Source organism: Salmonella sp. 741265073_HBA (genome assembly GCF_046569105.1).
Lineage (GTDB): Bacteria > Pseudomonadota > Gammaproteobacteria > Enterobacterales > Enterobacteriaceae > Salmonella > Salmonella enterica.
Window position 1 is genome coordinate 46,268 of record NZ_JBKFRY010000009.1, and the last position, 21,980, is coordinate 68,247.

At 56.3% G+C, this 21,980-nt stretch carries 19 protein-coding genes; 16 read left to right on the forward strand and 3 right to left on the reverse strand.

From position 1 onward, the window contains the following. Positions 1 to 4 precede the first annotated feature (4 nt). From iscS to sseB, 9 genes are all read left to right on the forward strand, one after another. Entirely contained in the window at positions 5 to 1,219 is a 1,215-nt protein-coding gene (gene iscS, locus ACLD3P_RS13540; protein ID WP_000775263.1) for a cysteine desulfurase, read from the forward strand. 27 nt (positions 1,220 to 1,246) lie between these two features. Then, positions 1,247 to 1,633 carry a Fe-S cluster assembly scaffold IscU gene (gene iscU / locus ACLD3P_RS13545; protein ID WP_000331704.1) on the forward strand — a complete coding sequence of 129 codons (387 nt, stop codon included), beginning with the start codon at positions 1,247 to 1,249 and terminating at the stop codon, positions 1,631 to 1,633. A gap of 28 nt (positions 1,634 to 1,661) precedes the next feature. Next, complete coding sequence (gene iscA / locus ACLD3P_RS13550) at positions 1,662 to 1,985, forward strand: iron-sulfur cluster assembly protein IscA (RefSeq protein WP_000028952.1); 324 nt, start codon at positions 1,662 to 1,664, stop codon at positions 1,983 to 1,985. A 195-nt stretch (positions 1,986 to 2,180) separates the two neighbouring features. Continuing rightward, positions 2,181 to 2,696, forward strand: a complete 516-nt coding sequence (gene hscB / locus ACLD3P_RS13555) for a co-chaperone HscB (protein ID WP_000384398.1) — start codon at positions 2,181 to 2,183, stop codon at positions 2,694 to 2,696. 12 nt (positions 2,697 to 2,708) lie between these two features. Beyond that, positions 2,709 to 4,559, forward strand: coding sequence for a Fe-S protein assembly chaperone HscA (gene hscA, locus ACLD3P_RS13560; RefSeq protein WP_001196652.1), 1,851 nt, complete (start codon positions 2,709 to 2,711; stop codon positions 4,557 to 4,559). Between the two features lies 1 nt (position 4,560). Beyond that, positions 4,561 to 4,896, forward strand: a complete 336-nt coding sequence (gene fdx, locus ACLD3P_RS13565) for an ISC system 2Fe-2S type ferredoxin (protein ID WP_001124466.1) — start codon at positions 4,561 to 4,563, stop codon at positions 4,894 to 4,896. An 11-nt stretch (positions 4,897 to 4,907) separates the two neighbouring features. After that, positions 4,908 to 5,108: a Fe-S cluster assembly protein IscX gene (iscX, locus tag ACLD3P_RS13570; protein ID WP_000523621.1), complete on the forward strand. Its 201-nt coding sequence runs from the start codon at positions 4,908 to 4,910 to the stop codon at positions 5,106 to 5,108. Positions 5,109 to 5,161: 53 nt separating this feature from the next. After that, positions 5,162 to 6,445, forward strand: coding sequence for an aminopeptidase PepB (gene pepB, locus ACLD3P_RS13575; protein WP_220569709.1), 1,284 nt, complete (start codon positions 5,162 to 5,164; stop codon positions 6,443 to 6,445). 109 nt (positions 6,446 to 6,554) lie between these two features. Next, positions 6,555 to 7,331 carry an enhanced serine sensitivity protein SseB gene (sseB, locus tag ACLD3P_RS13580; protein WP_162803238.1) on the forward strand — a complete coding sequence of 259 codons (777 nt, stop codon included), beginning with the start codon at positions 6,555 to 6,557 and terminating at the stop codon, positions 7,329 to 7,331. Positions 7,332 to 7,367: 36 nt separating this feature from the next. On the opposite strand, the gene timP is transcribed toward sseB, so the two are convergent. Continuing rightward, positions 7,368 to 7,484 (reverse strand): small toxic inner membrane protein TimP, encoded by a 117-nt coding sequence (timP, locus tag ACLD3P_RS13585; RefSeq protein WP_242618368.1) that lies wholly within the window; start codon positions 7,482 to 7,484, stop codon positions 7,368 to 7,370. 415 nt (positions 7,485 to 7,899) lie between these two features. Continuing rightward, on the reverse strand, positions 7,900 to 8,568 hold the full coding sequence (locus tag ACLD3P_RS13590; protein WP_115395885.1) for a DUF5066 family protein: 669 nt from the start codon (positions 8,566 to 8,568) through the stop codon (positions 7,900 to 7,902). Positions 8,569 to 8,609: 41 nt separating this feature from the next. Here ACLD3P_RS13590 and ACLD3P_RS13595 point away from each other — a divergent pair, with 41 nt between their 5' ends. After that, on the forward strand, positions 8,610 to 8,834 hold the full coding sequence (locus ACLD3P_RS13595; protein WP_164975122.1) for a hypothetical protein: 225 nt from the start codon (positions 8,610 to 8,612) through the stop codon (positions 8,832 to 8,834). Here ACLD3P_RS13595 and sseA read toward each other — a convergent pair. Continuing rightward, positions 8,814 to 9,656 (reverse strand): sulfurtransferase, encoded by an 843-nt coding sequence (gene sseA / locus ACLD3P_RS13600; RefSeq protein ID WP_411006395.1) that lies wholly within the window; start codon positions 9,654 to 9,656, stop codon positions 8,814 to 8,816. The genes ACLD3P_RS13595 and sseA overlap by 21 nt on opposite strands. A 208-nt stretch (positions 9,657 to 9,864) precedes the next feature. On the opposite strand from sseA, the gene ACLD3P_RS13605 reads away from it, so the two are divergent. The 6 genes from ACLD3P_RS13605 to ACLD3P_RS13630 all read left to right on the forward strand — a co-directional run bounded on the left by ACLD3P_RS13605 (position 9,865) and on the right by ACLD3P_RS13630 (position 21,945). Further along, positions 9,865 to 14,805 (forward strand): alpha-2-macroglobulin family protein, encoded by a 4,941-nt coding sequence (locus ACLD3P_RS13605; RefSeq protein ID WP_411006394.1) that lies wholly within the window; start codon positions 9,865 to 9,867, stop codon positions 14,803 to 14,805. Further along, a complete protein-coding gene (gene pbpC, locus ACLD3P_RS13610; protein ID WP_411006393.1) occupies positions 14,806 to 17,121 on the forward strand; it encodes a penicillin-binding protein 1C in 2,316 nt (771 codons plus the stop codon). It abuts the gene before it with no gap. 154 nt (positions 17,122 to 17,275) lie between these two features. Then, positions 17,276 to 19,654 carry a DmsA/YnfE/YnfF family dimethyl sulfoxide reductase gene (locus tag ACLD3P_RS13615; RefSeq protein WP_368655505.1) on the forward strand — a complete coding sequence of 793 codons (2,379 nt, stop codon included), beginning with the start codon at positions 17,276 to 17,278 and terminating at the stop codon, positions 19,652 to 19,654. Continuing rightward, positions 19,651 to 20,280 (forward strand): DMSO/selenate family reductase complex B subunit, encoded by a 630-nt coding sequence (locus ACLD3P_RS13620; RefSeq protein ID WP_000077436.1) that lies wholly within the window; start codon positions 19,651 to 19,653, stop codon positions 20,278 to 20,280. Before ACLD3P_RS13615 ends, ACLD3P_RS13620 begins: the two co-directional genes overlap by 4 nt. Further along, positions 20,273 to 21,082 carry a dimethyl sulfoxide reductase anchor subunit family protein gene (locus ACLD3P_RS13625; protein ID WP_000544885.1) on the forward strand — a complete coding sequence of 270 codons (810 nt, stop codon included), beginning with the start codon at positions 20,273 to 20,275 and terminating at the stop codon, positions 21,080 to 21,082. The genes ACLD3P_RS13620 and ACLD3P_RS13625 overlap by 8 nt, the downstream gene beginning before the upstream one ends. Continuing rightward, the gene (locus tag ACLD3P_RS13630; RefSeq protein ID WP_411006392.1) at positions 21,082 to 21,945 is read left to right on the forward strand and encodes a 4Fe-4S binding protein; all 864 of its coding nucleotides are present in this window, start codon (positions 21,082 to 21,084) and stop codon (positions 21,943 to 21,945) included. The genes ACLD3P_RS13625 and ACLD3P_RS13630 overlap by 1 nt, the downstream gene beginning before the upstream one ends. The last annotated feature ends 35 nt before the right edge of the window (positions 21,946 to 21,980 follow it).

Sequence of the window (21,980 nt, forward strand, 5' to 3'; positions counted from 1 at the left end):
AGCAATGAAATTACCGATTTATCTCGACTACTCCGCAACCACGCCGGTGGACCCGCGTGTTGCCGAGAAAATGATGCAGTTTCTGACCCTGGACGGAACCTTTGGGAACCCGGCGTCTCGTTCACACCGTTTCGGCTGGCAGGCTGAAGAAGCCGTCGATATCGCCCGCAACCAGATTGCTGAACTGGTCGGCGCTGACCCGCGTGAAATCGTCTTTACCTCAGGGGCGACGGAGTCCGATAACCTGGCGATTAAAGGCGCTGCCAACTTTTATCAGAAAAAAGGCAAGCACATCATCACCAGCAAGACCGAGCACAAAGCGGTGCTGGACACCTGCCGTCAGCTTGAGCGCGAAGGGTTTGAAGTGACCTACCTGGCGCCGCAGCGCAACGGCATCATCGATCTCAACGAGCTCGAAGCAGCGATGCGTGACGACACCATTCTGGTTTCCATCATGCACGTGAACAACGAAATCGGCGTGGTGCAGGATATCGCAACCATCGGCGAAATGTGCCGCGCGCGCGGTATCATCTACCACGTTGATGCCACCCAGAGCGTGGGCAAACTGCCTATCGATCTGAGCCAACTGAAAGTGGATCTGATGTCCTTCTCCGGTCATAAAATTTATGGTCCGAAAGGCATTGGCGCGCTGTATGTGCGTCGTAAGCCGCGTATTCGCATTGAAGCGCAGATGCATGGCGGCGGGCACGAACGCGGTATGCGCTCTGGTACTCTGCCTGTCCACCAGATCGTCGGCATGGGCGAAGCTTACCGTATCGCGAAAGAAGAGATGGAGACCGAAATGGCCCGTCTGCGCGGTCTGCGTAACCGTCTGTGGAACGGCATCAAAGATATTGAAGAAGTTTACCTGAACGGCGACCTTGAGCAGGGCGCGCCAAACATTCTCAACGTGAGCTTTAACTACGTTGAAGGCGAGTCGCTGATCATGGCGCTGAAAGACCTGGCGGTCTCTTCCGGTTCCGCCTGCACCTCCGCCAGTCTGGAACCGTCCTACGTGCTGCGCGCGTTGGGCATGAATGACGAACTGGCGCATAGCTCTATCCGTTTCTCTTTAGGTCGTTTTACCACTGAAGAAGAGATCGACTACACCATTGATCTGGTTCGTAAATCCATTGGCCGTCTGCGTGACCTTTCTCCACTGTGGGAAATGTACAAGCAGGGTGTGGATCTGAACAGCATCGAATGGGCACATCATTAATCGGTATCGGAATCAGGAGAATTTATAATGGCTTACAGCGAAAAAGTAATCGATCACTATGAGAACCCGCGTAACGTAGGGTCGTTTGACAACAACGACGATAACGTGGGAAGCGGCATGGTTGGCGCGCCGGCCTGCGGTGACGTCATGAAGTTGCAGATTAAAGTTAACGATGAAGGTATCATTGAAGACGCGCGCTTCAAGACTTATGGCTGCGGTTCCGCTATCGCCTCCAGTTCTCTGGTAACGGAGTGGGTGAAAGGGAAATCCCTGGACGAAGCGCAGGCGATTAAAAACACCGACATTGCAGACGAACTGGAACTGCCGCCGGTGAAAATTCACTGCTCTATTCTGGCGGAAGACGCGATTAAAGCCGCTATTGCGGATTACAAAAGCAAACGCGAAGCGAAATAAAATAGAACGTTAACATTGAGGTTTTGTTATGTCGATTACACTTAGCGACAGTGCAGCAGCGCGAGTTAATACCTTCCTGGCCAACCGTGGTAAAGGGTTTGGTCTGCGTCTGGGCGTGAGAACCTCCGGCTGCTCAGGTATGGCTTATGTACTGGAATTTGTTGACGAGCCAACGGCGGAAGACACCGTGTTTGAAGACAAAGGCGTTAAGGTAGTGGTTGACGGCAAGAGCCTGCAATTTCTGGACGGTACACAGCTGGACTTCGTAAAAGAAGGTCTGAACGAAGGGTTTAAATTCTCCAACCCGAATGTGAAAGATGAGTGTGGTTGCGGCGAAAGCTTCCACGTGTAACCGTGTTCCGCTGTTATACCGAGCATTCGTGCTGCAGAAAAGCGGCAAGCGAGTGAATCCCCAGGCGCTTACTTGAGTAAATGACTGGGGGAACCCGCGCAGACAACGCATCTGCGGCGCGAAGTAAGAAGGTATAACCCCACCGTGGTCGCCTGCGTGTGGGGTTTGTTCTGACAGGCTATCCCTGAGAATGTTATGGATTACTTCACCCTCTTTGGCTTACCAGCCCGTTATCAGATTGACACCCAGGCGCTGAGCCTTCGTTTTCAGGATCTGCAACGCCAGTATCACCCTGACAAATTTGCCAACGGCACCCAGGCGCAGCAGCTTGCCGCCGTCCAGCAATCCGCCACGATCAACCAGGCCTGGCAAACGCTGCGTCACCCTTTGACGCGCGCGGAGTATCTGCTTTCCTTACACGGGTTCGATCTGGCCAGCGAGCAGCATACGGTACGCGACACCGCGTTTCTGATGGAACAACTCACGCTTCGCGAAGAGCTGGACGATATCGAACAATCAAAAGACGACGTGCGGCTGGAAAGCTTCATCAAACGCGTACAAAAGATGTTTGATGCTCGCCTTCAGCAAATGGTGGAACAGTTGGACAACGCCGCGTGGGACGCGGCGGCGGATACGGTGCGCAAACTGCGGTTTCTCGATAAACTGCGAAGCAGCGCAGAACAACTCGAAGAAAAGCTGCTCGATTTTTAACTGGAATCTAACATGGCCTTATTACAAATTAGTGAGCCTGGTCTGAGCGCCGCGCCGCATCAGCGTCGTCTGGCGGCGGGCATCGACTTAGGCACTACCAACTCTCTGGTTGCGACGGTTCGCAGCGGCCAGGCGGAAACTCTGCCTGACCACGAAGGGCGCCACCTGTTGCCTTCAGTGGTTCACTATCAGCAGCAGGGCCATACGGTCGGTTACGCTGCGCGTGACAATGCCGCGCAGGATACGGCCAACACTATCAGCTCTGTGAAACGCATGATGGGACGCTCGCTGGCGGATATCCAGGCGCGCTATCCGCATCTGCCTTACCGGTTTAAGGCAAGCGTTAATGGGCTGCCGATGATTGACACGGCGGCTGGATTGCTCAATCCGGTACGCGTATCGGCTGATATTCTCAAAGCGCTGGCCGCACGGGCTAGCGAATCGCTCTCCGGCGAGCTGGATGGCGTGGTGATTACCGTTCCCGCCTATTTCGATGATGCCCAACGTCAGGGGACGAAAGACGCCGCGCGGCTGGCAGGCCTGCATGTACTGCGCCTGCTCAACGAACCGACGGCGGCGGCGATTGCCTACGGTCTGGACTCAGGCAAGGAAGGCGTTATCGCTGTTTACGATCTCGGCGGCGGTACCTTCGATATCTCTATCTTACGCCTGAGCCGCGGGGTGTTTGAAGTGCTGGCGACGGGCGGTGATTCTGCGCTCGGCGGCGACGACTTTGACCATCTGCTGGCGGACTATATTCGCGAGCAGGCGGGAATTGCCGATCGTAGCGACAATCGCGTTCAGCGTGAACTGCTGGATGCCGCGATTGCGGCGAAAATCGCCTTAAGCGATGCCGATACCGTTCGCGTTAACGTTGCGGGCTGGCAGGGGGAGATCACTCGCGAGCAGTTTAACGATCTCATTTCCGCGCTGGTTAAGCGCACGCTATTGGCCTGCCGTCGCGCATTGAAAGATGCCGGCGTTGATCCCCAGGACGTTCTGGAAGTGGTCATGGTCGGCGGTTCGACCCGTGTACCGCTGGTGCGTGAGCGAGTAGGCGAATTTTTTGGCCGCACGCCGTTAACCGCTATCGACCCGGATAAAGTGGTCGCTATCGGCGCAGCGATTCAGGCCGATATTCTGGTCGGCAACAAGCCGGACAGCGAAATGCTGCTGTTGGACGTGATTCCACTCTCTCTTGGGCTGGAAACGATGGGCGGCCTGGTGGAAAAAGTCATTCCGCGCAACACCACTATCCCGGTGGCGCGCGCGCAGGATTTCACCACCTTCAAAGACGGTCAGACCGCGATGTCTATCCATGTGATGCAGGGCGAACGCGAACTGGTGCAGGACTGCCGTTCGCTGGCGCGCTTTGCGCTGCGCGGGATTCCGCCGCTGCCGGCGGGCGGGGCGCATATTCGCGTGACCTTCCAGGTAGACGCTGATGGCCTGTTGAGCGTCACCGCAATGGAAAAATCCACCGGCGTCGAGGCCTCCATTCAGGTCAAACCTTCCTATGGCCTGACCGATAGCGAAATCGCCTCGATGATCAAGGATTCCATGAGTTTTGCCGAGCAGGACGTGAAAGCGCGTATGCTGGCGGAGCAAAAAGTCGAAGCCGCGCGCGTGCTGGAAAGTTTGACCGGCGCGCTAACTGCCGACGCCGCGCTGTTAAGCGCCGCAGAACGTCAATGCATTGATGATGCCGCCGCACATTTAAGCGCGGTCGCACAAGGCGATGATGTTGACGCCATAGAACAAGCCATTAAAAACGTAGATAAACAAACCCAGGAATTTGCCGCTCGCCGCATGGACCAGTCGGTTCGTCGCGCGTTGAAAGGCCATTCCGTAGACGAGGTTTAACATGCCGAAGATTGTTATTCTGCCTCATCAGGATCTTTGTCCGGATGGCGCAGTTCTGGAAGCTGAGACCGGTGAAACCATTCTTGACGTTGCGCTGCGCAACGGCATCGAGATTGAACACGCCTGTGAGAAATCGTGCGCCTGCACCACCTGTCACTGTATTGTACGTGAAGGCTTCGACTCCTTGCCGGAAAGTTCGGAAGAAGAAGACGATATGCTGGATAAAGCGTGGGGGCTGGAGCCGGAAAGTCGACTGAGCTGCCAGGCCCGCGTTACCGACGACGATCTGGTTATCGAAATTCCACGTTACACAATCAACCATGCGCGTGAGCATTAACAGAGGGTAGTATGGGACTCAAGTGGACCGATAGCCGCGAGATCGGCGAAGCGTTATACGACGCATATCCTGATGTCGATCCTAAAACCGTTCGTTTCACCGATCTGCATCAGTGGATCTGCGAACTGGACGATTTTGACGACGACCCTAACGCATCCAATGAAAAAATTCTGGAGGCGATTCTGCTAGTCTGGTTGGATGAAGCAGAGTAAGTCAAATAACGGGCTGCCCTACGGCGGCCCGTTTGCTAATAAGGAAAATAACAATGACAGAAGCCATGAAAATTACGCTTTCCACGCAGCCTGCCGATGCGCGCTGGGGCGATAAAGCCACTTACAGTATTAATAACGACGGTATTACCTTGCATCTTAACGGTAAAGACGATCTGGGGTTGATCCAGCGTGCGGCGCGTAAAATCGACGGCCTGGGAATAAAACAGGTCGCGCTGACAGGCGAAGGATGGGATACCGAGCGTTGTTGGGCATTCTGGGCGGGTTACAAAGGACCAAAAGGCGTCCGTACCGTAGTGTGGCCGGATTTAGACGATGCCCAACGTCAGGAGCTGGATAACCGCCTGACCATTATTGACTGGGTGCGCGACACCATTAATGCTCCGGCGGAAGAGCTTGGGCCGGAGCAACTGGCGCAGCGCGCGGTGGATCTGCTGTGCAGCGTCGCGTGCGATAGCGTCACTTACCGTATCACCAAAGGCGAAGATCTGCGCGAGCAGAACTATATGGGGCTGCATACCGTAGGCCGTGGTTCTGAGCGTCCGCCGGTGCTGCTGGCGCTGGATTACAACCCGACGGGAGACAAAGATGCGCCGGTTTATGCCTGCCTGGTCGGTAAAGGTATTACCTTTGACTCCGGCGGCTACAGTATCAAGCAAAGCGCTTTTATGGACTCAATGAAATCCGATATGGGCGGCGCGGCGACAGTAACGGGCGCACTGGCGTTCGCCATTACCCGTGGGCTGAATAAACGCGTAAAACTGTTCCTGTGCTGCGCCGATAATCTGATCAGCGGCAATGCGTTTAAACTGGGCGATATTATTCGCTACCGTAATGGCAAGAATGTCGAAGTCATGAATACCGATGCGGAAGGGCGACTGGTACTGGCGGATGGCCTGATTGACGCCAGCGCGCAACACCCGCAGCTAATCATTGATATGGCGACGTTAACCGGCGCGGCGAAAACGGCGCTGGGTAACGACTACCATGCGCTATTCAGTTTTGACGATACGCTGGCGGGGCGCTTGCTAACCAGCGCGGCGCAAGAGAATGAACCGTTCTGGCGTCTGCCGCTGGCGGAGTTCCACCGTAACCAGCTGCCGTCTAACTTTGCGGAACTGAACAACACCGGCAGCGCGGCGTATCCCGCTGGGGCAAGCACCGCCGCGGGTTTTCTGTCGCACTTTGTTGAAAATTACCGCGAAGGCTGGCTGCACATTGACTGTTCCGCCACTTATCGCAAAGCGCCGGTTGAGCAGTGGGCTGCCGGGGCAACCGGTCTGGGTGTGCGCACCATCGCGAATCTGCTGACCGCCTGAACGGTGTTTTTGTAGGCCGGGTAAGCGAAGCGCCACCCGGCATTTTGCCTGATGGCGACGCCGTGCGTCTTATCTGGCCTACAACCCATATACATAATTTGTGATTCCTATGTCCGAAACTAAAAATGAATTAGAAATCTTGCTGGAGAAAGCGGCGACTGAGCCCGCGCATCGTCCGGCATTTTTCCGTACCTTACTGGAGTCCACCGTCTGGGTGCCGGGCAGCGCTGCCGAAGGCGAGGCGATTGTGGAAGACAGCGCTCTGGATTTGCAGCACTGGGAAAAAGAAGACGGCACGACCGTCATTCCCTTCTTTACTTCTCTGGAGGCGCTGCAGCAGGCCGTGGAAGACGAACAGGCATTTGTGGTGATGCCGGCGCGCGCGCTGTTTGAAATGACGCTTGGCGAAACGTTATTCCTCAACGCTAAATTGCCGACCGGCAAAGAGTTTATGCCGCGTGAAATCAGCCTGCTTCTCGCTGAGGAAGGCAGTCCGTTAAGTACGCAGGAAGTGCTGGAAGGCGGCGAGTCGCTTATTTTATCCGAAGTGGCCGAGCCGCCGTCGCAGATGATTGATTCCCTCACTACGCTGTTTAAAACCATCAAACCGGTGAAACGCGCATTTCTCTGCGCGATTAAAGAACATGCGGACGCCCAACCCAATCTGCTGATTGGCATTGAGGCTGACGGCGACATTGAAGAGATCATTCATGCGGCGGGCAATGTGGCGACCGACACGTTACCGGGTGACGAACCGATCGATATTTGTCAGGTGAGGAAGGGCGAGCAGGGTATCAGCCACTTTATCACCGAGCATATCGCGCCGTTCTACGAGCGCCGCTGGGGCGGGTTCCTGCGCGATTTTAAACAGAACCGCATCATCTGAAGAAAAGAAAGCCGCCCAACAGGGCGGCCTCCTGGCTTACCTGCTCTGGACGTTGAGCGTTACGGGAACAGAGCTACCTGGGTGGCTTCTGTCTGCGTGAAGACACAACGTGCCAGAAACAAGAAGCACGACACAAAAGCATCGTACCTTCATGTTGCGGTCCTTGCGAAGACCGCATCACGGCAGCACCGCTGACGATAATGCCGTGATAGCAGGCACTGTGGTGTGCCTGTGCTTACGGCCATGGAACATCCTCTCCTGAAGCCAGCGCCCGTTTGCGAGACGGCGGAGGGGGCCGGGAAAGATAATACCTCAAATGCTGAATAGTTTCGTCGTGAATTAACTTGACTTTGCTCTCCTTAAAAGGGAGTATTTACCTACTGTGGTGTGCCTGCGTTGCTATGGCAACAAAGCCTGCTGGAAAGGCCGCGAACCGGACCAGCACAAAAAAACCGCTCAATTGAGCGGTTTTTTTGTGGCCTGCTTAAACAGAATTTATGTAGATTCGTTTTAAATCAGCCTGAACGGTAGGCCGGATAAGCGTGAGCGCCACCCGACATCATGGCGATTAATCGCCGAGCGCGTCCAGTTTTGCCCAAAGTTCCTCATGATAATTCTCCAGGTCAAGTAAAGCGGCATCGCGTTGTTCATTCATTTTTTGCTGTGCCTTCCATTGCGGAAGATGTAAATCCTCTTTGGTAAAGCCAATGTCTTTAGCGCGCGAAAGAATATTATAGAGATATTCCACCAGGGAAGACTCCGCCAGCCAGAATTCATTTCGTTCCATGCGGGCAATAGGGTATTCGCCGTTGGCATCCCGTTCTGTGATATAGATAAAAATGGCCTGATCGCCGACATGATCGATACGAATTAATGCCGGAAGACGGGGATCGTTACTCCAGACAGGCATCAGATCTTCAATATCAATACCTGAGCCATCCATGCCAACGCCGTAATACGCCTCTTCATCAGGGGAGTAAGAATGAATTACTCCCTCTTTATCAATAGATCTTTGTAATGTTTCAATCACAGGCATATTATAATTGCTAAGTAGATCGCGGTCGTAGGCCAGTAGCGCCTTCAGGCTTTCAGGTAACTCAGTGGTTTCCGTATTTTGCGGATCGCGATACTTACGCACCCGCAGACGACTTATTTCCTCGGCAGGCATAGGATTAGGTACCTTATTGCGGTTAACCTTTTTAACCAACTCAATTAAATTAGCGAGTGAAATATTCATTTTCCATCCTTAAAAAATTATATTTACAGGAGTTATTCCCGGTGAAAACCAAAACAGCGGTGATGATACTCCTTATACCCGGCGTAAAGTATTTACCGATAAAAAATAGGATTTTATTAAGAGAAAATAATGCCCGTTTGCAGGACAGCGGAAAAGAGCTGAATAAAAGCAATGTCTGTAGATCGTTTTACATCAGCCTGAACGGTAGGCCGGATAAGCGTGAGCGCCATCCGGCATGGCAGATATTAAGCGGGTTCAACCGGTAAATCGGTACGCGCGCCCCATTCGCTCCACGCGCCGTCGTAAAGCGTGACGTCAGGCACATCCAGCGTGGCGAGCGCCAGCACCACGACCGCGGCCGTCACGCCGGAACCGCAACTGGCGATAATCGGTCTGTCGAAACTCACGCCGTGGCTGAAAAAAACCTCATTCAGTTCGTCAGTGGTCTTTAATTCGCCCTCATACACCAGTTCCGTCCACGGGACGTTTAGCGCGCCAGGAATGTGTCCGCGCCTCAGTCCCGGACGCGGTTCATCAGCCTGAGCGTTAAAACGCGTCGCCGGACGCGCGTCAACAATTTGCGCGGTTTTTTCATGGCTTGCCAGCAATACGTCGGTGAGACGCACCATGGCTTGCGGCGCGAATTTGGCCTCAAACTCGCCTCCTTCATGCGCTTCCTCGCCTTCGCGCAATAGCCATTCGTCACGCTGCCAGCCCGCCAGTCCGCCCGCCAGAATGGACACTTTCTCGGCACCGAACGTGCGCAGCATCCACCATGCCCGCGGAGCGGAGAACAGATTGCCTTCATCGTATATGACCAGGTGTTTATCCTGGCGAACACCCAGTTCACGCATGGCCACCGCAAACGCTTCCGGGCGCGGCATCATATGCGGCAGCGGCGATGCGCGATCGGAAAGCGCTTCAATATCAAAAAACAGCGCGCCGGGAATATGTCCGGCGCGATATTCGCCCGCCATATCACGATGTTCCTGTCCCGGCGGCGCCATACGGGCGTCAAGAATCTGTATTTCCGGATCATCAATATGTTCGGCAAGCCAGTCGGCGGCGACAAAAAAGGCGGTGGTCATGGGCATCTCCATTGTTACCTGATTATGGTCAAATTGTCGGACGTTTCCCGAAAAGGGACAAGTAGAAGAGGCTGTTTTGGCTGGCGAAACCACATTTCTGCGTAAAATTTTCGCATCATCACAGTAATACGGACTTACACAATAAAATTTCTCGCGCATAATATCTCATCAACCGTTGCTGACAGGCCGTTAAGGCCAGGGATGAAAGATGAAACATTTACGCGTGGTGGCCTGCATGATCATGCTGGCGCTGGCGGGGTGCGATAACAACGATAAAACCGCCCCGACGACTAAAAGCGAAGCGCCAGCCGTAGCGCAGCCATCGCCTGCGAAAGATCCGGCACAGCTACAAAAGCTGGCGCAGCAAAGCCAGGGCAAAGCGCTCACGCTATTAGACGCCTCCGAAGCGCAGCTTGACGGCGCGGCGACGCTGGTGCTGACGTTTTCAATTCCTTTAGATCCTGAACAGGATTTCTCCCGTGTGGTTCACGTGGTTGATAAGAAAAGCGGCAGCGTTGACGGCGCATGGGAGCTGGCGCCAAATTTAAAAGAGCTAAGGTTACGTCATCTGGAACCTGAGCGCGTGCTGGTGGTCACGGTTGATCCCGCCGTTAAGGCGCTGAATAACGCCACCTTCGGCAAGTCTTATGAAAAAACGATTACCACGCGTGATGTCCAGCCCAGCGTCGGCTTTGCCAGCCGGGGATCGCTGCTACCGGGGAAAATCGCGGAAGGACTGCCGGTCATGGCGCTTAACGTCAACCATGTTGATGTGAACTTTTTCCGCGTTAAGCCCGGATCGCTGGCGTCATTTGTCAGCCAGTGGGAGTACCGTAGTTCTCTCTCTAACTGGGAGTCCGACCATCTGCTGAAAATGGCGGATCTGGTTTATACCGGTCGTTTTGATCTTAATCCGGCGCGCAATACGCGTGAGAAACTGCTGCTGCCATTAAGCGATATTAAGCCGCTGCAACAGGCGGGCGTATATGTGGCGGTAATGAATCAGGCTGGACACTACAACTATAGTAATGCCGCTACGTTGTTTACCCTTAGCGATATCGGCGTGTCCGCGCACCGTTACCATAATCGTCTGGATATCTTTACGCAAAGCCTGGAAAACGGCGCGGCGCAGTCGGGAATTGAGATCGTTCTTCTGAATGATAAAGGTCAGACGCTGGCGCAGGCGACGAGCGACGCGCAGGGACATGTGCAACTGGAGGCTGATAAAGCGGCGGCGCTATTACTGGCGCGTAAAGAGGAGCAGACCACGCTGCTCGATCTCACGCTTCCGGCTCTGGATCTGTCGGAATTTAATGTCGCTGGCGCGCCCGGCTACAGCAAGCAGTTCTTTATGTTCGGCCCGCGCGATCTCTACCGACCGGGCGAAACGGTTATCCTCAACGGATTACTGCGCGATAGCGACGGTAAAACGTTGCCCGATCAACCCGTTAAGCTGGAAGTGGTAAAACCAGACGGACAGGTGATGCGTACCGTCGTCAGCCAGCCGGAAAACGGGCTATACCGTTTGAATTATCCGCTGGATATCAACGCGCCGACCGGCTTGTGGCATGTCCGCGCTAACACCGGCGATAATTTGCTGCGGAGTTGGGATTTCCACGTGGAAGACTTTATGCCGGAGCGGATGGCGCTCAACCTGACGGCGCAAAAAACACCGCTGGCGCCTGCGGATGAGGTGAAATTCTCCGTTGTCGGCTATTACTTGTATGGCGCGCCTGCTAACGGCAATACCCTGCAAGGGCAACTTTTCCTGCGTCCGCTGCGCGACGCTGTCGCGGCGTTGCCTGGCTTCCAGTTCGGCAATATTGCCGAAGAGAATCTTTCGCGCAGCCTGGACGAAGTTCAGCTTACGTTGGATAAAGGCGGACGTGGTGAAGTGAGTGCTGCCAGCCAGTGGCAAGAAGCGCATTCGCCGCTGCAGGTAATTCTACAGGCCAGCCTGCTGGAGTCTGGCGGTCGTCCGGTCACTCGTCGCGTAGAGCAGGCGATTTGGCCTGCCGATACGTTACCGGGAATTCGTCCACAGTTCGCCGCCAAAGCGGTATACGACTACCGTACGGATACCACCGTTAATCAACCGATTGTCGACGAAGACAGCAACGCCGCATTCGATATTGTTTACGCCAACGCGCAGGGCGAGAAAAAAGCGGTGTCCGGTTTACAGGTGCGGCTCATCCGCGAGCGTCGCGACTATTACTGGAACTGGTCGGAAAGCGAAGGCTGGCAGTCGCAGTTTGATCAAAAAGATCTGGTGGAGGGCGAGCAGACGCTGGATCTGAACGCGGATGAAACCGGAAAAGTCAGCTTCCCGGTGGAATGGGGCGCGTACCGTCTGGAGGTCAAAGCGCCGAATGAGACGGTCAGCAGCGTTCGTTTCTGGGCCGGCTATAGCTGGCAGGATAACAGCGACGGTAGCGGCGCGGCGCGTCCGGATCGCGTCACCCTCAAACTGGATAAAGCGAATTATCGTCCAGGCGATACCATGAAATTGCATATTGCCGCGCCGGTCGCCGGTAAAGGTTATGCGATGGTGGAGTCCAGCGACGGTCCGCTGTGGTGGCAGGCGATCGATGTGCCGGCACAAGGTCTGGAGCTCACGATTCCAGTGGATAAAACCTGGAATCGCCACGATCTCTATCTCAGTACGCTGGTGGTGCGTCCTGGCGATAAATCTCGTTCCGCGACGCCAAAACGCGCCGTGGGGTTACTACACCTACCGCTGGGGGATGAAAACCGCCGCCTCGATCTGGCGCTCGAAAGCCCGGCTAAAATGCGCCCAAATCAGCCGCTCACCGTCAGGGTGAAAGCCAGCGTTAAACACGGCGAAATGCCAAAACAGATCAACGTGCTGGTCTCCGCGGTCGATAGCGGCGTATTGAACATCACCGATTACGCGACGCCGGACCCGTGGCAGGCGTTCTTCGGTCAAAAACGCTACGGTGCGGATATCTACGATATTTACGGCCAGGTCATTGAAGGGCAGGGGCGGCTGGCGGCGTTGCGTTTTGGCGGCGATGGCGACGACCTTAAGCGCGGCGGAAAACCGCCGGTAAACCATGTCAATATCATCGCGCAGCAGGCGCAGCCGATCACGCTCAATGAGCAGGGCGAAGGGGTCGTAACGCTGCCGATTGGCGACTTTAACGGCGAACTGCGGGTTATGGCGCAGGCATGGACAGCGGACGATTTTGGTCGCGGCGAAAGCAAAGTCGTTGTCGCCGCGCCAGTGATTGCCGAGCTGAATATGCCGCGTTTTCTGGCGGGAGGGGATGTTTCGCGACTGGTGCTGGACGTCACCAATCTGACCGACCGCCCGCAGACGCTGAATATTGCGCTCGCCGCCAGTGGGTTACTGGAACTGCTTAGCCAGCAGCCGCAACCGGTCAACCTGGCGCCGGGCGTGCGCACCACCTTATTCGTTCCGGTACGCGCGCTGGAAGGTTTGGGCGAAGGCGAAATCCAGGCGACCATTAGCGGTCTGAATCTGCCGGGAGAAACCCTCGGCGCGCAGCATAAGCAGTGGCAAATCGGCGTGCGTCCGGCCTGGCCAGCCCAAACGGTAAATAGCGGCATTGCGCTGGCGCCGGGAGAGAGCTGGCATGTACCAGGGCAGCATCTGGCAAACGTCTCGCCAGCCACGTTACAGGGACAACTGCTGTTAAGCGGAAAACCGCCGCTCAATCTGGCGCGCTACATTCGCGAGCTGAAAGCATATCCGTACGGGTGCCTGGAACAAACCGCCAGCGGGTTATTCCCGGCGCTGTATACTAATGCCGCTCAATTGCAGTCGCTCGGTATTACCGGCGATAGCGATGAAAAACGGCGCGCCGCGGTGGATATCGGCATCTCCCGCATACTACAGATGCAGCGTGATAACGGCGGTTTTGCGCTATGGGATGAAAATGGGGCGGAAGAGCCCTGGCTAACGGCCTACGCGATGGATTTCCTCATTCGCGCGGGCGAGCAGGGATATAGCGTCCCGCCGGAGGCCATTAACCGGGGCAATGAGCGACTGCTGCGCTATCTGCAGGATTCCGGCACGATGCTGATGCTGATTCGTTATAGCGATAATACCCAGGCCAGTACTTTTGCCGCTCAGGCTTACGCCGCGCTGGTACTGGCGCGTCAGCAGAAAGCGCCGCTCGGCGCGCTGCGCGAAATCTGGGAGCGCCGTAGTCAGGCGGCTTCAGGACTGCCGCTGATGCAATTGGGCATCGCGTTAAACACGATGGGTGATGCCAGACGCGGCGAAGAGGCCATTACGCTGGCGCTGAATACGCCGCGTCAGGACGAACGGCAATGGATAGCGGATTACGGCAGTTCTCTGCGCGATAACGCTCTGATGTTGTCGCTACTGGAAGAGAACAACCTCAGACCGGACGCGCAAAACGCGCTATTAAGCTCGCTTTCTGAGCAGGCCTTCGGTCAGCGCTGGCTCTCTACCCAGGAGAACAATGCCTTGTTCCTCGCCGCGCATTCGCGACAGGCCAGCGCGGGCGCCTGGCAGGCGCAGACCTCGTTAGAGGCGCAGCCGCTGTCGGGCGACAAGGCGCTGACCCGTAATCTGGATGCTGACCAGCTGGCCGCCCTTGAGGTGACGAACACCGGTAGCCAGCCGCTATGGTTGCGTCTGGATAGCAGCGGCTATCCCTCATCTGCGCCTGAGCCTGCCAGCAACGTTTTGCAGATTGAACGACAAATACTGGGGACCGATGGTCAGCGCAAATCGCTGTCCTCGTTGCGTAGCGGCGAACTGGTGCTGGTCTGGTTAACGGTAGTGGCCGATCGCAATGTGCCGGATGCGCTGGTGGTGGACCTGCTCCCGGCCGGGCTGGAGCTGGAAAACCAGAATCTGGCTGACAGCAGCGCCAGCCTGCCGGAGAGCGGTAGCGAAGTGCAAAATCTGCTTAATCAGATGCAGCAGGCGGATATTCAGTATATGGAATTCCGCGACGATCGGTTTGTGGCTGCCGTCGTTGTCAATGAGGGCCAGCCCGTGACGCTGGTCTACCTGGCGCGCGCGGTAACGCCGGGGACGTACCAGCTTGCGCAACCGCAGGTGGAATCGATGTACGCGCCTCAGTGGCGGGCAACCGGCGCGAGCGAGGGGCTGCTGATTGTGACGCCTTAAATGAACGGTTGGCGTGGTAAACGTGGCCGCTGGCTGTGGCTGGCGGGCGCGCCGCTTTTTATTTTCCTGGCGTTATGGGCGGCGGATAAACTCTGGCCGCTGCCGCTCAATGAGGTCCATCCTGCGCGGGTCGTGGTAGCCCATGACGGTACGCCGCTGTGGCGCTTTGCCGACGCCGGGGGGATCTGGCGTTATCCGGTGACGATAGAAGAGGTCTCTCCCCGTTACCTGGAGGCCTTAATCAATTACGAAGATCGCTGGTTCTGGCGGCACCCTGGCGTTAACCCTTTCTCCGTCGCGCGCGCGGCATGGCAGGATCTTACCGCCGGGCGCGTTATTTCCGGCGGCAGTACGCTGACTATGCAGGTGGCGAGACTGCTGGACCCGCATTCGCGCACGTTCGGCGGTAAAATCCGCCAGCTTTGGCGCGCCCTCCAGCTTGAATGGCATTTGTCCAAGCGCGATATCCTGACGCTGTACCTGAACCGCGCGCCGTTCGGCGGCACGCTACAGGGTATTGGCGCTGCAAGCTGGGCCTACTTCGGCAAGCCGCCCGCGCGCCTGAGCTACGCTGACGCGGCGCTGCTGGCCGTATTGCCGCAGGCGCCGAGCCGGTTACGCCCCGACCGCTGGCCTGCGAGAGCCGAAGCGGCACGAAATAAAGTGCTGGATCGGATGGCGGCGCAGGGCGTCTGGCCTGCCGAAACGGTACGCGAGTCGCGTGAAGAACCGGTCTGGCTGGCGCCGCGTCAAATGCCGCAACTGGCGCCGCTTTTTGCCCGAATGATGTTGAGTAAAAGCCAGAACGACAAAATTGTGACCACGCTGGACGCCGGGTTACAGCGGCAACTGGAAGATCTGGCGCGGGCATGGAAAGGGCGGTTGCCGGCACGCAGTTCGTTGGCGATGATCGTTGTCGATCATACCGATATGAGCGTGCGCGGCTGGGTCGGATCGGTAGACCTTAATGACGACAGTCGTTTTGGTCATGTCGACATGGTAACGTCGATCCGATCGCCGGGATCGGTACTCAAACCCTTTGTGTATGGTCTGGCGCTGGATGACGGCTTGATCCATCCCGCATCATTATTACAGGACGTTCCGCGCCGCACCGGAGATTACCGCCCGGGAAACTTCGACAGCGGATTTCACGGCCCGGTCAGCATGAGCGACGCGCTGGTACGCTCGCTGAATCTGCCTGCCGTTCAGGTGCTTGAGGCCTATGGGCCGAAACGATTTGCGGCAAAACTGCGTAACGTCGGCCTGCCGCTATATTTGCCTGCTGGCGCGGCGCCCAATCTTTCGCTGATTCTGGGCGGCGCGGGCGCGCGGCTTGACGAGATGGCGGCGGCATACAGCGCGTTCGCTCGTCATGGGAAAGCGGCGAAATTACGGTTACAGCCGGACGATCCGCTGTCGGAAAGACCATTAATGTCGCCGGGAGCGGCGTGGATCATTCGACGAATTATGGCGGATGAAGCGCAACCCTTACCGGATAACGCGCTGCCGCGCATTGTGCCGTTGGCGTGGAAAACCGGCACCAGCTACGGCTATCGCGATGCGTGGGCTATTGGCGTTAACGCGCGCTATATCATCGGCATCTGGACAGGCAGACCCGACGGCACGCCTGTGGTGGGGCAATTTGGTTTTGCCAGCGCGGTGCCATTGCTTAACCAGGTCAATAATTTGTTACTGGCGCATACGGGACGCCTACCGGAAGATCCGCGTCCGCAGACGGTAAGCCGCGGCGTCATTTGCTGGCCGGGCGGACAGACTCTGCCTGCCGGAGACAGCAACTGTCGCCGCCGACTGGCGACATGGCTGCTTGACGACAGCCAGCCGCCCACGCTGCTGTTACCTGAGCAGGAAGACATCAACGGTATTCGTTTCCCGGTCTGGCTGGATGATACGGGGCGGCGTGTCGCTCCCGACTGTCCGCAGGCGCGTGCGCATACGTTTATCGTCTGGCCGCGGCCGCTGGAGCCGTGGCTGCCGCCTGCGGAAAGACGTAGCGCCCGCTTGCCCGCGGCGTCCGCTTACTGTCCGCCGCTACAGGGCAATGATGCCGCGCCGTTAATGCTGTCAGGAGTGAGGGATGGCGCGGTGATCAGGCAATTGCCAGACCAGGAAAACGTCACGCTGCCCGTCTCGACTACCGGCGGTAAAGGGCGTCGCTGGTGGTTTTTAAATGGCGAACCTGTTAATGGCGAAAATAATCGTCTTTCTTTATTACTCAATATCGCTGGACGTTATCAACTTGTCGTAATGGATGAGTCCGGTCAGGTTGCAGCGGTTAATTTTGAATTAATACGTTAACAACTCTTCAGAATAAATTATGAATTTCATTTAATTTAAAGTTAATGAGAATTATTAATTCTCCGGAATTACCCTTAATGAGGGAGCTTGATAAATATCAAGAGATCTAACACTTAAAAACGCGAGAATGGGTTTTTATTTGACGAGTCGGATCATGAAAAATATAAAAAGCCAGGGAAATGGCGAACAGCCTGCTATTTCTCGCCGCCACTTTATCCAGGCCAGCTCCGCGCTTATTGCGTTACCGTTTGTCTCCTCGCCAGCTACCGCTCAGGCGCGCGCTGTGACGGCAACTGAAAACAGGCCTGCGGAAAAAGTCGTTCAGACATGCAGCACTTTTGACTGCGGGGGCAAATGCGATATTCGGGCGCATGTTAGTGACGGTATCGTGACGCGAATTTCAACGCGACCGGATAATGCGCTGGATGCGCAAATGCCGGTGATGCGTGCCTGTGTTCGTGGACGCGCATACCGTAAATTTGTTTATCATCCTGACAGACTTAAATATCCCATGAAGCGCGTAGGAAAACGCGGTGAAGGAAAATTCGAGCGAATTTCCTGGGATGAAGCGACAACCTTAATCGCCGATAATTTAAAATCGATTACTGAAAAATATGGCCCGGCTTCGCGCTATGTTCATGTTGGCACTGCCGTTTCCGGCGGCACCTTTTCCGGCGATAAAATGGCGCGTCGCCTGCTGAATCTGACCGGCGGCTATCTCGAAAGCTACCATTCTGTGAGTATGGGCAACACGGCGGCCGCGACGCCTTATACTTACGGCATTGCCGCCAGCGGCAGTTCGCTGGATACGCTTTTGGAGACCAAACTGGTGATTCTGTGGGGCCATAACCCGACGGAGACCATTTTTGGTCATACCAACTATTTCTTGCAGAAGATGAAGCAGAACGGTACGCGGTTTATCGTGGTCGATCCGCGCTATTCCGACACCGTTTCGTCGCTGGCGGATCAGTGGATCCCGCTACTGCCCACCACCGACAATGCGCTGATGGACGCGATGATGTACGTCATCATCAGCGAGAATCTGCACGATCGCGCATTTATTGCGCGCTACGCTATCGGTTTTGACGAAGACTCAATGCCGGAAGGCGTACCGGCTAACGAATCGCTGGTGGCATATCTGACCGGCGCCAAAGACGGTGTCGTTAAGTCCCCCGAGTGGGCGGAAAAGATCACCCATGTGCCGGCGCAAACCATTCGCCAGTTAGCGCGTGATTACGCGAATACCAAACCCGCCGCGTTGATTCAGGGGTGGGGACCACAGCGCCACAACTGCGGCGAGCGCACCGCGCGCGGCTCGACTCTACTGGCGACCATTACCGGTAATGTCGGCATCAAAGGCGGTTGGGCTGCGGGTTACGGCGGCTGCGCTAACCGTAAATTTGCCGCGGGTCCGGAGATGCCGGATAACCCGGTAAAAGCCAAAATTTCGGTGATGAACTGGGTACAGGCCGCAGACGACGCCAGCAAAGTGACGCCGGATATGGGGCTGAAAGATGCCGATAAGCTGGACAGTAACATCCGTATTCTGTTCTCGCTGGCCGGGAACTATCTGGCGAATCAGAACCCCGATCTGCACCAGGCGGTACGCGTACTGGAGGATGAATCAAAGATCCAGTTTATTGTCGCCAGCGATCTGTTTATGACGCCGAGCGCGAAATACGCTGATCTACTGCTGCCGGAAACCAGCTTTATGGAACGCTGGAACATCGGTGAAACCTGGGGCACGGCAAGCTACCTGATACTCTCTGAAAAACTGATCGAGCCTGAATTTGAGCGGCGCTCCGACTACGACTGGCTACGTGAGGTGGCGGCGAAATTAGGCATTGAGAATGAATTTAGCCAGGGGCGCGATGAGAAAGCGTGGATTGAACACATCTGGGAACAGACGCGCCTGGCGATGCCGGACGAAAATCTGCCGGATTTCGCCACGCTGCAAAAGACCCGTCAGTATCTGTTCAAAAGCGCGCCATTTATCGCCTTTGAAGACAATATTCGCGATCCGGAAAATCATCCGTTCCCGACGCCGTCAGGGAAAATAGAGATCTTCTCGAAGCGCCTGTACGACATGCAGCATCCGGAAATCCCGGCGTTATCGCACTACGTTCCTGCGCATGAAGGCCCGGAGGATGCGCTGGCGAAAGATTTTCCGCTCCAGTTAATTACGTGGAAAGGAAAAAACCGCGCCAACTCAACGCAATACGCTAACCCGTGGCTGATTGAAGTGCAGCAGCAGACATTGTGGATCAACCCGCAGGATGCGCAAAAGCGCGGCATTACGCATGGTGACATGGTGCGCATTCATAACTCACGCGGGATTTGCGAAATCCCGGCGGAAGTGACGCCGCGCATTATTCCCGGCGTTGTCGCGATGCAGGCCGGCGCCTGGTGGCAGCCGGATGAGAACGGTATTGATAAAGGCGGCTGTGCGAACGTCCTCAGCTCGGCCCGTATTACCGCGCTGGCGAAGGGAAATTCACATCAAACCATGCTGGTGGAGGTGGCTAAAGCATGAGTCAGTTTACACATTACCCGCCGGTGAGCGATAAACAACTGGGATTTTTCATCGACTCCTCACGCTGCTCCGGTTGTAAAGCCTGCCAGGTGGCCTGCAAAGACAAAAACAATCTGGAAGTAGGCCGTCGTTTCCGCCGCGTCTATGAAGTCAAGGGCGGAAGTTTCATCCCGACCGGGCAGGGCGGGGTCAGCAATAACGTATTTGCTTATACGCTTTCCATTTCCTGCAACCACTGTGCGGACCCTGTCTGCACCAAAAATTGCCCGACTACCGCTATGCATAAACGCCCTGGCGACGGCATCGTGCGCGTTGATACCGACAAATGCGTCGGCTGTGGCTACTGCGCCTGGTCCTGCCCTTACGGCGCGCCGCAGCTTAACGAGCAGACCGGCCAAATGTCCAAGTGCGACATGTGCGTTGATTTACTGGCGAAAGGTGAACCGCCCGTCTGTGTCGCGACCTGTCCGCTGGAGGCCATCAAGTTTGGCCCGATTGATGAACTGCGCGCGAAGTACGGTAGCGTATGCGACGTTAACGGGCTGCCAGATTCATCCATAACCAAGCCTAATCTGGTTGTAAAAGCGCATCAGGGCGCAGAAAAAGAGGGTAAACGCCATGCATGAGTTACCGCTGCTGATTTTTACGCTCTGTTTGCAAGGGTCTGTAGGGGTGACTCTGTGGCTGGCGTTGGGCCGCCAGTACGCCGTAGAGGGACGCGTGCCTGCACGCGGCGCGCTTCCCGCGATGGCGGGGGCGTTTGTGCTGGCCTGCGTGGGGCTGCTTGCTTCAGCGCTGCACATGGGCTATCCCCTGAATGCGCTAAATGCGTTACGTCATGTCGCCAGTTCGTGGCTGAGTCGCGAAATCGTCTTTGCCAGCCTTTATCTGGCGGCGCTGGGACTGGGGGTTGTGCTGCTGTTTTTCCGAAAGCCAGGCTGGCAGCCGCTGCTGGCGCTGGCGGCAGCGTTCGGGCTGGTGGATGTATTCTGCATGGCGCAGGTTTATATCCATGCCTCGGTGGCGACCTGGCAGCATAGCAACACGCTGGCGCTGTTTTTTGGCACGTCAGGCATTATCGGTTCGGTAGTCATTGCGCTGGCTTATCTGCGCAACGCTGGCACCGCAATGCGCTGCGCTGTGGTGGTGGTCGCACTGATGGTGCTGATTCGCCTGATCATGCAGCCGCTATGGCTGGCGGATATTAATGCGGTGGATACGACGGTCGTCACTTTCCCGCATCATCCGCTACAGGCGCTGGCGCAGTTGCGTGACGTCTATCTTCTCGGCTGGTGTGTCTCAGCGGCGGGAATGCTCTGCTTTGCCGCAGGCGGTCTGCGAAACGCCAGAGGGACGCTGGTGGCGGGCAGCGTATTGCTGCTTATCGGCGAGATTATGCTGCGCTACGTCTTCTTTAGTATTGGCTGATGGTTAACCTGACGATCGATCCGGCGGTAGACGTGACGCAGGCCTGCGTCCGTCGTCGCTTTCGTTTTTCTTCCTGCCGCGCTTGCGCCGATGTTTGTCCGGCGCAGGCGTTTTCGCTGGCGCAGGGGCAGGTCAGCATAGATACGACGCGCTGCATAGCCTGTGGCGACTGTCTGTTTGTCTGTCCTGTTGACGCCATTACCGGTATCAAACCGGTTAAACGCTTTGTGCAGGGGGATACGTTGGTGGGGCCGTTTTCGCTACAGGCGCCAACGGTCGATGAACTGCTTCTCTGGCACAGCCAGTACGGTATTCGCTTTATTGATATTGCGGTGGAGCGATCGGCGCAGTGGCTGATGGCGCTGGCGGGGCTAAATTTAGCGCTGCGCCGCTATGGCGAGCCGGGCTGGTCTTTCAAACACGTTGTCGGCGCGGAGATTAACGCCTCGCGGCGCACTCTGTTTCATGTTCCGCGCGACGCCATTACCCCGTGCGCCGTCGAGCCGGGGAAACGGCGTCTCAGACAGGCGTTTTCCGCGTTCAGCGAATGCGTACCCGAAATCAGTCCGCAAGAGTGCAGGATGTGCGGCGCCTGCTGGCGAAGCTGCCCGGAGAACGCTATCCAGTTTGACGACAATACCCTGACGATAGCGGCGGCGCGTTGTACGGGATGCGGCGGCTGTGCGGCGGTATGTCCGCATCAGGCGCTGCGGCTGCGGTTTGACGTGGAACCCGCCTCAACGCGGCATAGTGCGGTGTATACGCTCACCTGCGAAAGCTGCAAACGTACTTTCCATGCTCTCACGCCTGAACACACGCACTGCGTGCTGTGTCAGTCCCCTGAGTTTGCTGTGCGCCTTTAACTTTTGTTGCTAATGCTCATTTTATTTTAAAAAAA

Bases quoted from the DNA above. Each gene is read 5' to 3' on its own strand.
- iscS (WP_000775263.1), top strand. From the start codon at position 5: ATGAAATTACCGATTTATCTCGACTACTCCGCAACCACGCCGGTGGAC.
- iscU (WP_000331704.1), top strand. From the start codon at position 1,247: ATGGCTTACAGCGAAAAAGTAATCGATCACTATGAGAACCCGCGTAAC.
- iscA (WP_000028952.1), top strand. From the start codon at position 1,662: ATGTCGATTACACTTAGCGACAGTGCAGCAGCGCGAGTTAATACCTTC.
- hscB (WP_000384398.1), top strand. From the start codon at position 2,181: ATGGATTACTTCACCCTCTTTGGCTTACCAGCCCGTTATCAGATTGAC.
- hscA (WP_001196652.1), top strand. From the start codon at position 2,709: ATGGCCTTATTACAAATTAGTGAGCCTGGTCTGAGCGCCGCGCCGCAT.
- fdx (WP_001124466.1), top strand. From the start codon at position 4,561: ATGCCGAAGATTGTTATTCTGCCTCATCAGGATCTTTGTCCGGATGGC.
- iscX (WP_000523621.1), top strand. From the start codon at position 4,908: ATGGGACTCAAGTGGACCGATAGCCGCGAGATCGGCGAAGCGTTATAC.
- pepB (WP_220569709.1), top strand. From the start codon at position 5,162: ATGACAGAAGCCATGAAAATTACGCTTTCCACGCAGCCTGCCGATGCG.
- sseB (WP_162803238.1), top strand. From the start codon at position 6,555: ATGTCCGAAACTAAAAATGAATTAGAAATCTTGCTGGAGAAAGCGGCG.
- timP (WP_242618368.1), bottom strand. From the start codon at position 7,484: ATGAAGGTACGATGCTTTTGTGTCGTGCTTCTTGTTTCTGGCACGTTG.
- ACLD3P_RS13590 (WP_115395885.1), bottom strand. From the start codon at position 8,568: ATGAATATTTCACTCGCTAATTTAATTGAGTTGGTTAAAAAGGTTAAC.
- sseA (WP_411006395.1), bottom strand. From the start codon at position 9,656: ATGACCACCGCCTTTTTTGTCGCCGCCGACTGGCTTGCCGAACATATT.
- ACLD3P_RS13605 (WP_411006394.1), top strand. From the start codon at position 9,865: ATGAAACATTTACGCGTGGTGGCCTGCATGATCATGCTGGCGCTGGCG.
- pbpC (WP_411006393.1), top strand. From the start codon at position 14,806: ATGAACGGTTGGCGTGGTAAACGTGGCCGCTGGCTGTGGCTGGCGGGC.
- ACLD3P_RS13615 (WP_368655505.1), top strand. From the start codon at position 17,276: ATGAAAAATATAAAAAGCCAGGGAAATGGCGAACAGCCTGCTATTTCT.
- ACLD3P_RS13620 (WP_000077436.1), top strand. From the start codon at position 19,651: ATGAGTCAGTTTACACATTACCCGCCGGTGAGCGATAAACAACTGGGA.
- ACLD3P_RS13625 (WP_000544885.1), top strand. From the start codon at position 20,273: ATGCATGAGTTACCGCTGCTGATTTTTACGCTCTGTTTGCAAGGGTCT.
- ACLD3P_RS13630 (WP_411006392.1), top strand. From the start codon at position 21,082: ATGGTTAACCTGACGATCGATCCGGCGGTAGACGTGACGCAGGCCTGC.